Genomic DNA, 12169 nt, shown 5'->3' on the forward strand with positions numbered 1-12169 from the left:
CGACCGTGACCCCCTGCCGCGCGATCACGCTGCCGTCGGCACGCTGCACGATCAGCGTGTGCGCCCCCGCGGCGAAATCGGACGGAACCCGCACCGAGAACGAGACGCGGCCGGCCGCGTCGGCCGCCGGGATCCCCGTGATACGCAGGGGATCGCTGTGCAGCTCGGCGGTGATCTGCTCACCGGGTGCCAAGCCGGTCACCGTGACGGTGAACGTGCCGCCCCGCTCGATCACCGTGCTCGACACCGTCACCGCGGGCGTGCTCGCGATCGGGGTCGTCGCCGAGGCGGAGGCCGTCGGCTGCGGCGTGCCGGAGGGCGCGGTCGTCGGCTGCGGCGAAGCGCTCGGTGTCGTCGTCGGCTGGGGCGACGCGGTCGGCTCCGCCGTCGGCGACGCGGTCGGGTCGGGCGTCGGCGTCGGCGTCGGCGTGGGCGTCTGCCCACCCGCGACGGTCACGACCGCCTGCACGAACCCGTTGTCGGCCAGCTGGCCGGTGACCACCACGCGCGCACCGGCCGTGAGCGAGGCCGGGTCGACGGCATCCCAGGCGACGGCGCTCTTCGGGAGCTGCTGAGGGGATGCCGTGCCCCGGCCGCGCACCGCGTCGACGGTCGCGGGAAGCACCGGCGCCACGCCCGGCTCCGTCGTGACGGCCAGGTCGTCCGCGCTGATCAGGCGGTCGGCCTGGTACCGCGCGAGGATCCGCTCGTACTCGGCGACCGTCACCGGCAGCACGGTGCCGTGGCGGGCGGAGGTGGGAAGGTTCCGCTGCTGCGCGATCGTCCAGTCGCCCGCGGCCAGACTCGACGCCCGGAAGGGCACGTAGCCCTCGCCGCCGTAGTACGGCGCCTGGTCGATGAACGCGAACCACCCGGTGTCGCCGTTGGCGTCGCCCTTGTTCGGGCGGAACACGGTGGTGCCCTCGCCCTCGTCGAACGTCGTGAGGCGGCCGGAGGTGGCGGTGTACGTCTGGCCGTAGCCGATGCGCGACTGACGGGTCTGCCAGTCGCTGCCGGTCCTGCCCAACCACGGGTTGTTCTCGGGCGTGATCGACGACGTCAGGTCGTGCGTGCGGTCGACGCGGGGGATGTTCGTCCCCTCGGCGACCGTGAAGCGGTAGAACCACCCGTCCTCGCGCGCGATGGTGGAGTCGATCGTGCCGTTGCCCTGGCCGGGCTGCTGCTCGTCGATCCACACCTTCGCCGGGCTGAAGGTGACGAAGTCGCGGGTCGTGGCGTACATCATGCGGTTGTACGAGTCGCCCTCCCACCGCGGCACCGACGGGTCGCCGCTCGGGTAGAGGTTCGAGGCCCAGAACACGACGTACTCGCCGCGGCTGTCGTCGTAGTAGGCCTCGGGCGCCCAGGTGTTGCCCGCCTCGGGCGCCGAGACGACGACGTGCCGCTGCGCGCTCCAGGTGACCAGGTCGGTCGATTCCCAGATCTCCATCGCGCGGCTGCCGAAGTTCTGCGACTCGGTCAGTCCCGTGCGGTAGGCGTGCAGGTCGGTGGCGAGCAGGTAGAACCGGTCGCCCTCGTGCGAGCGGATGATGAACGGGTCGCGCAGACCCTTCTGCCCCAGGGTCGAGGCCAGCACGGGCTTGTCGTCGTTGACGGTGGTCCAGTCGAGTGCGTCGTTGCCGTTGGACAGCCCGAAGCGCACCTTCTCGTCGTCGTCGTCGTCTTCGCCGGTGAAGTAGGGGAAGAAGTACGCCTTGGTGTCCGCGGCCTCGGGCAGCGGCTGCACCTTCGCCGTGAACGAGCGCGTGGCCGTGGCCGAACCGACGGTCACGGTGGCCGTCAACGTCACCTCCTGCACCGCGGCGCCCGTCGCGGGGCGCGTGACGGTGCCGTCGGGCGCGACCACCGCGGGGTTCGACGACGACCACGAGATCGTCGCCGTCTCGCGGGACGTGGGCAGGGTCAGGTTCTCGCGCGTGTCGTCGATGTGCGGCACGGCGAGGGCCGCCGCGATCGCTCGCGCGTCGTAGGCGTCGTCTTCGGGCAGCACCGTGACGGCGAAGGCGCGGGTGGTCGAGACCGTCCCGCGCGCGACGGTGGCCGTCAGGGTGACCTCGGCGGGGGCTGCTCCGGCGGCGGGACGCGTGACGGTTCCGTCGTTCGCGAGCACGGCGGTGTTCGAGCTCGCCCAGGTCACGGTGGTCTGCGCGTCGCCGACGGTGGGCAGCGTGAGCGACGAGCGGACGGCGCTCAGGTCGCCCAGATCGAGAGCGGCGGCGCCGTCGGCGACCGCCTCGCGCAGCACCGTCCCGGCCAGCGTCGACACCTCGGCCGGGGCGAGGGCGCGGTCGTACACGCGGAAATCGCGCAGCTGCCCCTGGAACGACTGGTCGACCGCGAAGGGGCTGCGTCCGAGGTAGTTGAACGAGGTCGGCCCGATCTGCGCGGGGGTCGTGCGGACGGCGGTGTTGCGCGCGCGCTCGACGCCGTCTTCGTACAGGATGCCGGTGCTCCCCGCCTGCGTGTAGGTGAACGACTTCCACACCCCGCGGGCCAGCGTCGCGTCGGCCGCGGGCTGGATGTTCGACTCGGTGGCGGGGCCTCCGCTGGCGATGACCGTGTGGAACGAGTCGCCCGAGCCGAACAGGTATCCGTCTCCGATCCCGTTCGCGGTGTTGCCGATGCCGTAGATCCAGTAGTAATTGCGCTGCTCGGGGGCGATCTTCACGTCGAAGCTGACGGTGATGGCATCCAGGCCCACGTTGAGGTCGTCGGGCAGCTTGATCGCCGCACCCGACCCGCCGTCCCCGCCCGGGAACGCGAAGCCCTGGCCACCGCCCGCCCAGGACGGCGTGCCCTCGACGACGCCGTCGCCGAAGCGCGAATCCGGCGCGGTGTTCTTCGCGACCGTTCCGCTCGTCTCGTCGAGCGGGTACTGCACGAGCAATCCGTCGGCGGGCACGGCGTCGGCCGCCTGTGCGCTCAGCGCGGCGGTCGGCGCGAGCATGCCGACGCCCAGCGTCACCGCCATCGAGAGCACGGCCCATCGTCTGATCGTCCGGCGCCGCGGGGCGCGTTCGGGTGCGGTCGAGGTCACACGGGACTCCTTCGTCGTGCGCGGCGTCGTCGCCGCGGCGCGGGGGCGGTTCAAGACCGCACCGCATGTTAGCGCTCACAACGAGGGAGCCGCTACCGCGAGTCCGTGGATGTCCACGGACCCGCGGCGCGCGACTCAGTCGGTGCTGTACGGGCTCGGCACCACCGGATAGGTGCCGGTGTATCCCTCGCGCTCGGCGGCGAGCGCGGCGATGCGCCTGCGGCAGGCGAACCAGCCGGCGGTGATGAGCAGGCTCGCGACGATCGCCACGACCAGGGTCGACGGCGAGTCGATGAACACGAGCACCAGCACCACGACCAGGAAGGCGAGGGTCAGGTAGCTCGTATACGGCGCCCAGAAGAGGCGGAACGACGGCCTGACCAGCTGTCCGCGGTCGGCGAGCTGCTTGAGGCGCATCTGGCAGACGATGATCGTCGCCCAGGTGACCAGGATGCCGACGGCGGCGACGTTCAGCACCGTCTCGAACGCGTCGGACGGGTTGACGTAGTTGATCACGACGCCGAACAGTGCGACGAACGCCGTGATCGCGATACCGCCGTACGGCACGCCAGCCTTGTTCATGCGCGCGGCGAACTTCGGCGCCGAGCCGGCGACCGCCATCGAGCGCAGGATGCGTCCGGTCGAGTACAGCCCGGCGTTCAGCGACGACAGGGCGGCGGTCAGCACGACGAGGTTCATGATGACGTCGACGCCGGGCACCCCGATCGAGGCGAAGAACGTCACGAAGGGGCTCTCGTCCTTCGAGTACGCGGTGAACGGCAGCAGCAGAGACAGCAGCAGCACCGAACCGACGTAGAACACCGCGACGCGGAAGATCACCGAGTTGATCGCGCGCGGCATGACCTTCTCGGGGTTCTTCGTCTCGCCGGCGGCGGTGCCGATCAGTTCGATCGACGCGTACGCGAACACCACGCCCTGCATGAGGATGATGGCGGGCAGGATGCCGTTGGGGAAGAACCCGCCGTTGTCGGCGATCAGCGAGAAGCCCGTGGGCGCCCCGGTCGGCGTGCCGAAGACGACGAAGTAGATGCCCACGAGCAGGAACGCCACGAGGGCGGCGACCTTGATGAGGGCGAACCAGAACTCCAGCTCGCCGAACACCTTGACCGAGACGAGGTTGACTGCGAGCACGGTCACGAGGGCGGCGAGCGCCCACACCCACTGCGGGACGGCGGCGATCCACGGCACGTACTTGCCGAAGAAGTTCATGTAGAGCGCGGCGGCGGTGATGTCGACCATCGTCGTCGTGGCCCAGTTGATCCAGTAGAACCAGCCCGAGACGAAGGCCGCCTTCTCACCGAAGAACTCGCGCGCGTACGACACGAACGACCCCGAGGTGGGCCGGTGCAGCACCAGTTCGCCCAGCGCCCGCAGGATGAAGAACGCGAAGAGGCCGCACACGGCGTACGAGATGACGATCGCGGGGCCCGCCTGGGCCAGACGACCGCCGGCACCGAGGAAGAGCCCCGTTCCGATCGCACCGCCGATCGCGATCATCTGCACCTGCCGCGACGACAGACGCTTGTGGTAGCCGCTGTCCTCCAGCTGCACGGTCGAGGTGGTGCGCGGCTCGGCGGCGTCGCCGGGACGCGAGGGGGTGTCGGTCATGCCCCCATCGAACCACTCGATTCGCGCAATGGGCGTCCGACAAGCGCGAAGACGCGAGGACGGCGCCGAGCCGTCCGGGCTCAGAGCCAGTGCTTGCGCTTGAACGTCAGCCAGAGCCCGTACGAGGTCGCCGCCATCAGACCGAGCGCCATCGGGTAGCCGAACGTCCAGTCGAGCTCGGGCATGTTTTTGAAGTTCATCCCGTATATCGCCCCGACCAGGGACGGCCCGAACAGGATCGCCGCCCAGCCCGAGATCTTCTTCACCTGCTCGTTCTGTTCGAGAGAGGTCTCGGTCTGACGCTGGGTGACGAGCGTGGCGTTGACCGTGAGGGCGTTGTCGAGGATCGCGCGCAGTGCCGTCAGCTTCTCGCACTGACGCAGAACGTGGTCGAGCACGTCGCGCAGCGAGCGCTGCAGTTCGATGTCGACGCCGTACTTGCCGGCCCCGCGCAGCAGGGCTTCGAGCATGTCGCGCAGCGGCTCCACCGCTCGCTGGAAGTGGATGACCTCGCGGGCGAGCTCGTAGATGCGCTGCGTCAGTTCGGCACCCTCGGAGCTGAAGAGCTGGTCCTCGATCTCGTCCACGTCGTTCTGGATGCCGCGCGCCACGGGGTCGTACTGGTCGACCACTTCGTCGAGGATCGCGTACAGCACGGCCTCGGGTCCGCGCGCGAGCAGCTCGGGATTCTTCTCGAGCCGCCGCCGGACCTCGGACAGGTCCGGCACCTCGGCGTGGCGGACCGTGACGACGTAGTCGGGCCCGATGAACACGTGCAGCTCGCCGAACTCGACGGTCTCGGACGAGTCGATGTACCGCGCCGGGCGCAGCACCGCGAACAGATTGGTGCCGTAGCGCTCGAGCTTCGCGCGCTGGTGCCCGGTCAGGGCGTCCTCGACCGCGAGCGGGTGCAGTGAGAACTCAGCGGCCACGCGCTCCAGCTCGTCGGGTGACGGGCGCAGCAGGCCGATCCAGGCCATGCCCCCGTGCGCCTCCATGTACTCGAACGTCTGGTCGAGGCTCGCCGGGTTCTCGATCCGTCGGCCGTCGACGTACACGGCGCTGTCGATGATGGGCATGTCTTCCGTTGTACCGTGCGCGGCTATGACGAGTGCGCGATCCTCACGACATCCTGACGGCCGTCACTTCTTCGGGTCGTTGCCCCAGTTCATCAACGAGTACCGCCAGTCGGTCTCGGTCACGTCGCCCTTCGGCCGTTGGGCGCTGTGCCGCTTGACGTAACCCACGACCTTGCGCATGTGCGCGTAGTCGTCGTCGGTCAGATCGGCCTTCTTCTTCTCGAGGATGCGCACGATGTGACGCCCGCTCTCGTGTCCGGTCGACTCGCCGCCGTCCTTCTTCTGCCCGACCGATTTCGACTCGTCCGTGTCGAGCCACTTCTTCAGCTCGCTCGCGGTCATGTTGACCGCCTCGTCGAAGTCCTTGCGGGTCTGGTCGTCGTCGCTCATGCCGTCATCCTCGCGGCCCCGGTGTCGCGCCGCGGCCCCCTTGCACCCGCGCCGCCGCGGTGGCATCCCGCACGCAGCGGATCAGCCGACGGGTTCGCTGAGCGGCTCTTCGGCGTCGGGTCCCGGCAGCCGGGCGCCCGCGCTGCGGCGGGCGGCGGCGAGCACGGCGCCGATGCTCGCGACGATCACCAGGGCGATGCCGACGATCTCGAGCCACGACAGACGTTGTCCGAGCAGCAGGAAGCCGGCGATCGACGCGGTCGCGGGCCCGAGGCTCATGAGGATCGCGAAGGCGGATGCCGCCAGTCGCCGCAGCGCCACCAGTTCGAGGGCGTAGGGGATGGTCGACGACAGCAGCGCGACCGCCGCGCCCAGGGCGAGGATGTCGACGCGCAGCAACGCCGGGCCCGCCTGCCAGATGCCGAACGGCAGAGCGACCACGGCGCCGACGGCCATCGCGAGGGCGAGACCGTCGAGGCGGGGGAACTCCCGGCCGACCCGGGCGGACGCCAGGATGTACAGCGCCCAACTGACCGCCGCCCCCAGCGCGAACAGGACGCCGAGCGGGTCGAGCCGGTCCCATCCGCCCGCGCCCAGGGCGACGACGCCGGCGAGCGCCAGGCCCGCCCAGAGCCATCGCGCGAGTCCGGTCGCGGTGAGGATCGAGAGGGTGAGGGGCCCCAGCACCTCGATGGTGACGGTGACGCCGAGCGGCAGCCGCTCGAGCGCCAGGTAGAACAGCCCGTTCATGGATGCCAGCACCAGCCCGAACCCGACGACCGAGCGCCAGGCGGATCCCGCGTGCCCCCTCACGCGCGGCCGCGCGATGACGAGCAGCAGAAGAGCCGAGAAGAGCAACCGCAGCATGACGATGCCCAGCGGTCCCGTCTGCGGGAACAGCATGACGGCGAACGATGCGCCGACCTCTTGGCACACCAGGCCCACCAGGACGAGGGATGCGGCCGACCCCGGGCCGCCGCGCCAGGTCACCGGGGGATCATCCGGCGGGCGGTGCGCAGATCGCGTTGCCGGCGATGGTGTCGCGCATCTGCTCGGCGGTCCACGGCAGACCCGCCTCGGGCATCGTCTGCCCCGCCGCGGCGGGGGCCTTCGAGGCGATCGCCGCGAGCTGCCAGGCCAGCCACGCACCGGTGTTCTTGTTGCCCGCCGAGTTGTTGAGCACGACGGCGACCGACATACCCGTCTGAGGGTCGGCGAACGCGCCCACCAGGTAGCCGGGCGTCCAGCCGTACTTGCCGATGAGTGAGCCGGCCTGGTATGCGCCGCCCGCCGCGGTGAACCACGTGGGCTGGTCGCTGCCGACCGGGATGGGTGCGGCGAAACGGTCGTTCTCGGCCGGCAGCAGCGCGCCGGTCGCGAGGGCCTGCGCGTAGCGACCGAGGTCGTCGATGTCGGTGACGGCTCCGGCGGACGCTCCGCCGTAGCTCGACGACATCGTGCTGAACTCGAGCGGGGCGGAGCAGTCGAAAGCACCCTCGGCATTGGGCTGCGACCAGTGACCGGTCAACGACGACGGCCCCGGGGTGGCCGCGGCCGGAGCGGGGATGCCGGTGGCCGAGAGCCCGAGCGGGCCGGTGACCCGCTCGGACAGGACGGTGGCGAGGGACTCGCCCGTGGCGCGCTCGATGGCCAGCCCCGCCAGGTCGGCGTTGGTCGCGGATGCCGAGAAGGCCTCTCCGGGCGCATTGCGACGAGGCTGCGAGATGCCGTAGGCGACGAGTTCGCGTGCGTTCCACACGCGGTCGGGGTTGTTCAGCACCATGCCGTCGAGGATCGTCGTGTACGAGCCCAGCCCCGAGGTTCCGTCGCAGAGCTGGCGCAGCGTGATGGCCTCGTACCCGGGCAGGCCGCTCACCCACTTAGTGACCGAGTCGTCCATCGACAGGGTGCCGTCGGCCTCGAGAGTGTAGAGCGCGTCGCACGTCATGGCGCCGGTGACCTCGCCCGCGCGGAAGGTCAGGTCGGGGGTCACCTCGGCGCCGCCGGGGGACTGCGTCCCCACGCCCGACACCCACGTGCCGCTCCACGGAGCCCAGACGCCGACGATCGCGCCGGTGGACCCGGTCGCGGTGATGGCCGCGGTGACCGCATCGCGCATCTCGGCCACGGTCTCGTCGGGCAGGGTCGCGTCCACCTGGGTCGGGACGTTCACCGTGACCGGCCCCTGGGCCGTGCAGCCGCTCAGGACGACGGCGAGCAAGCTCGCGCCCGTGATCGCGATGGCCGCGGAACGACGCCATCCGCGCATGTGCACCCCCAGCATTTCCGAGCGCGACGAAGCCCGCTCTCGAAAGATTCAAACACACGGCACCTGAACGAAACCGCCCCTTGCGCCGCTGCGGCGTCACGGCTGCATCACAACTCCCCCTCGTGGACGCCTCGCGGGCGGGAATCAGGGGTTAGGTGATCCTAAGTTTCTGCGTATGATGGCGGCATGAACGCCGTCGCCCCGTTCTCCACGGCTCTGCGCGAACGCTCCAGCGCCGCACACTCCGCGCGCGAGTGCGACGGGTTCATGTCCGATCTGCTCACCGGCGCCGGCACGCGCGACGACTATGTGGCTCTGATCGCCCAGCACTGGTTCATCTACGCCGCGCTCGAAGAGGCCGCGAACCGCATGCGCACCGACCCGGTGGCATCCGTCTTCATCCGCGATCACCACTCCCGACTCCCGGCCCTCGAGGCCGACCTCGCGTTCCTCTCGGGCCCCGACTGGCGCGAGCTGATCCACCCGCTGCCCACGACGCAGGCGTACGTCTCGCGCATCCGCCGCGTCGCCGCGACGTGGCCGGGCGGCTTCGTCGCGCACCACTACACGCGCTTCGTCGGCGACCTGTCCGGCGGACCCTCGATCGGACGGTTGATGCAGCGCCGGTTCGGGTTCGAGACCAACGGCATCGGGTTCCTGCTCTTCGGCGACATCGCCGACCCCAAGGCCTTCAAGACCATTTACCGCGAGCAACTCGACGCGGCCCCGTGGGACGACGACGAGAAGGAACGGGTCATCGCCGAGGTGCTCGTGGCCTACCGTTTCACCACCGAGCTGTTCGCCGACCTCACCCGCGCGAAGGCGATGCGCGTCGCCTGACGGCCCCGGCCCTCAGGCCTTCTGCGCCGCGGCGTCCTGCCGCGCGAGCCACGCTTGCTTCATGAAGCGCCGGACGTCCTCGTCGACGCGGATGTCGGCGGGCCGCAGCGGCCGCGTCAGGTACAGGCCGTCGAGCGAGGTCAACCGGCTGAGCGCGACGTAGGTCTGGCCCGGGGCGAACGCTCCGGCTCCCAGGTCGACGACGGCGCGGTCGTACGTCTTGCCCTGCGACTTGTGGATCGTGACCGCCCACGCCAGGCGCAGGGGGAACTGCGTGAACTCCGCCACGATCTCGCGCGAGAGGTTCTTGGTGCCCGGGTCGTAGGCGTAGCGGTACCTCTCCCACACGGCCGGCTCGACGTCGTGGGCGATGCCGTCCACCTCGACCCGCACGCTGTCGCCCGCGATGCGGGTGACGGTGCCGATCGTGCCGTTGACCCACCGCGGGGCCTCGCCGAACTGCGCGCTGTCGTTGCGCAGGAACATGACCTGAGCCCCCACCTTGAGGGTGAGCTCCATCTCGGCCGGGTAGTTCGCCTCGCCGCGACCGAAATCGCCCGAGATCTCGGCGTTGGCGGTCTGGGTGCGGCCGACCAGCTCGTCGAGGTGGCGACGGTTGATGGTGTTGACCCGGTCGTTGCGCGTGGCCAGCGTGATGATCGGGTGCTCGCCGTCGGCGGGGTGCGGCGGCGTCCGCGCCCCCGCGGTGTTGAGCACCCCGGCCATCTCGGCCGTCACACGTCCGTAGCGCACGGCGTTGAGCAGCTGCTTGAACCCGGGGTCGGACTGGCGGTGGATCTCGACGAGCTCGTTGACGTGCAGGTCGGCCCCGTGGCGACCGATGTCGATCAGCCCGTCGGCCGCGGCCTCGCCCGACCACACCTTCGCGTCGAAGAACCAGAACGACCGGTAGTGGTCGCGGATGTAGCGCATCTCGTCACCGCGGGGCGGCACGGGGGCGAGCTGGTACGGGTCGCCGAACATGACGATCTGCGTGCCGCCGAACGGCTCGGCCCGCCGACCGCGGGCCTGCCGCAGCGAGCGGTCGATGGCATCCATCAGGTCGGCGTTGACCATCGAGATCTCGTCGATCACGAGGGTGTCGATGGCGTTGAGGGTCTTGCGGGTGGCGTCGTTCTGATCGATGTCGCCGTTCGCGATCAGGCCGATCGGCAGGCGGAACAGCGAGTGGATCGTCTGACCCTCGACGTTCAGCGCCGCCACTCCCGTCGGCGCGCACACCGCGATCTGCTTCTTGGTGTTCCAGGCGAGGTGCTGCAGCAGGGTCGACTTTCCGGTGCCCGCGCGGCCCGTGACGAAGACGTGCTCGCGCGTGTCCTCGATCAACCGGAACAGCGCCTGCTGTTCGGCGGAGAGGGGAGGCGTGGTCACCGGTTCATGCTAGTTCGCGCCACCCGCGGGCGACGGCCCGTGTGGATCGCGGTTCTGGCCGCCACCGCTCTCGTCGGCGTCACGTCGAAGCGGATCCGGATGCCGCATCGACCGGGCCGCCCGCCGGGTGGGTGCGATCGAGCAGCCAGCGCGCTTCTCCCGACAGCACGTCGCCGACGTGGCTGTGGAAACGCGGGCACTGCGCGATGTCGTGCGACCGGCAGCGCAGGGCGTGCTCCGTCATCGCGCGCGCCTCGGCGATGTCGGCGGCGCGCCGGTCGAGCTCGGCGATGTGCTCCTCGAGCACCCGATGCCGATCGGGCGCCCCCTCGTCGAGCAGCACGCGGATCTGCTCGAGCGACATGCCCGCCGCCTTGTTGCGCAGGATGACCGCGACGCGGACGACGTCGTCCTGCGAGAAGAGCCGTCGTCCGGCGCCGTCGCGAGTGGGGCGGAGAAGCCCCTCGTCCTCCCAGAACCGCAGCACGTGGGTGTCGAGGCCGAATCGCGCGGCCGCCGCGCCGATGGACTCCCCGCTTGACTTCATGTCGACATGAAGTCACACGATGGACGAGAACACAAGCGGAGGGGGCTCATCGTGTACGACGCGATCATCATCGGGGGCGGTCCCGCGGGCCTGCAGGCGGCACTGACCCTGGGGCGCATGCACCGGCGCACCCTGCTGTTGGACTCGGGCGAGTACCGCAACGCCACCGTGCGCCACGCGCACAACCTGCTCACCAACGACGGGCGCGATCCTGCCGAACTGCGCCGCATCGCCCGCGCCGAGATCGCCGCGTACGACACGGTCGAGGTCCGGGATGCCGCCGCCACCGGCGTCTCGCGCGCCGATGGCGTGCTGACGGTCGAGACCGCGGGCGAGAGGCTCTCCACCCACGCGGTGATCCTCGCCACCGGGGTCGCCGACGAATTGCCGCCGATCCCCGGCCTGGCCGCGCACTGGGGCGACACGGTCGCCAACTGCCCCTTCTGCCACGGACACGAGTTCGCGGGCCGCCCGGTCGCGGTCCTCAACGCCTCGCCGCACGCCGCCGTCCTGGCGCGGATGCTGGAGCCCGTGGCATCCGAGGTCCTCGTGATCGATCCCGCCGCGGTGCGCGAGGTCGTCGGCATCGACGGCGGGCTGCGCCTGCACCTGCTCGACGGCTCGGCACCCGAGGTCGCCGGCGCCTTCGCCGCGCCGACGTGGAGCGTGCGCGGCGGGTTCCTCGACGGCCTCGACCTGATGCGCCAGGACAGCGGCGCCCTGCGCACCGATCCGTTCGGCCGCACGAGCGTCGAGGGCGTGTACGCGGTCGGCGACATCGCTCAGCCCGATCACCTTCCGGGCCCGCTGTTCTCGCTGGCCGCGGCCATCGCCGGCGGCCAGCTCGCCGCCGTCGCCGTGGTGCAGTCGCTCGTCATGGAGTGACGCGCGGGGGCGCCGCCCAGGTGTCGTTCCTAGACTGGGGTCGTGGACATTGCCGGCGGGGGCCCCGCGACGCCCAGGGG

The 12169-nt window shown here is 70.6% G+C and carries 10 protein-coding genes; 2 read left to right on the forward strand and 8 right to left on the reverse strand.

Translation table 11 applies throughout. From position 1 onward, the window contains the following. The 6 genes from DBR36_RS10840 to DBR36_RS10865 form a co-directional block, all read right to left on the reverse strand. Positions 1-3058: immunoglobulin-like domain-containing protein (locus DBR36_RS10840; RefSeq protein WP_146185328.1), on the reverse strand; the 3058-nt coding region annotated here is incomplete at its 3' end. A gap of 135 nt (positions 3059-3193) precedes the next feature. Then, positions 3194-4687, reverse strand: coding sequence for an amino acid permease (locus DBR36_RS10845; protein WP_108319279.1), 1494 nt, complete (start codon positions 4685-4687; stop codon positions 3194-3196). A gap of 80 nt (positions 4688-4767) precedes the next feature. Continuing rightward, complete coding sequence (gene corA, locus DBR36_RS10850) at positions 4768-5766, reverse strand: magnesium/cobalt transporter CorA (RefSeq protein ID WP_108319281.1); 999 nt, start codon at positions 5764-5766, stop codon at positions 4768-4770. A 63-nt stretch (positions 5767-5829) separates the two neighbouring features. Next, positions 5830-6156 carry a DUF3140 domain-containing protein gene (locus tag DBR36_RS10855; protein ID WP_108319283.1) on the reverse strand — a complete coding sequence of 109 codons (327 nt, stop codon included), beginning with the start codon at positions 6154-6156 and terminating at the stop codon, positions 5830-5832. A gap of 81 nt (positions 6157-6237) precedes the next feature. Then, positions 6238-7146, reverse strand: a complete 909-nt coding sequence (locus DBR36_RS10860) for a DMT family transporter (RefSeq protein ID WP_108319285.1) — start codon at positions 7144-7146, stop codon at positions 6238-6240. Positions 7147-7153: 7 nt separating this feature from the next. Beyond that, complete coding sequence (locus DBR36_RS10865) at positions 7154-8425, reverse strand: serine hydrolase (protein ID WP_181373565.1); 1272 nt, start codon at positions 8423-8425, stop codon at positions 7154-7156. Positions 8426-8611: 186 nt separating this feature from the next. On the opposite strand from DBR36_RS10865, the gene DBR36_RS10870 reads away from it, so the two are divergent. Then, the gene (locus tag DBR36_RS10870) at positions 8612-9265 is read left to right on the forward strand and encodes a heme oxygenase (biliverdin-producing) (RefSeq protein WP_108319289.1); all 654 of its coding nucleotides are present in this window, start codon (positions 8612-8614) and stop codon (positions 9263-9265) included. Between the two features lie 12 nt (positions 9266-9277). Here DBR36_RS10870 and DBR36_RS10875 read toward each other — a convergent pair whose 3' ends face one another. Then, positions 9278-10657, reverse strand: coding sequence for an ATP-dependent RecD-like DNA helicase (locus tag DBR36_RS10875; RefSeq protein WP_108319291.1), 1380 nt, complete (start codon positions 10655-10657; stop codon positions 9278-9280). A 79-nt stretch (positions 10658-10736) separates the two neighbouring features. Next, complete coding sequence (locus DBR36_RS10880; RefSeq protein WP_108319293.1) at positions 10737-11204, reverse strand: MerR family transcriptional regulator; 468 nt, start codon at positions 11202-11204, stop codon at positions 10737-10739. Between the two features lie 51 nt (positions 11205-11255). On the opposite strand from DBR36_RS10880, the gene DBR36_RS10885 reads away from it, so the two are divergent. Then, a complete protein-coding gene (locus tag DBR36_RS10885) occupies positions 11256-12089 on the forward strand; it encodes an NAD(P)/FAD-dependent oxidoreductase (protein ID WP_108319295.1) in 834 nt (277 codons plus the stop codon). The last annotated feature ends 80 nt before the right edge of the window (positions 12090-12169 follow it).

This window comes from Microbacterium sp. HMWF026 (assembly GCF_003061325.1).
In the GTDB taxonomy this organism is placed as follows: domain Bacteria; phylum Actinomycetota; class Actinomycetes; order Actinomycetales; family Microbacteriaceae; genus Microbacterium; species Microbacterium testaceum_E.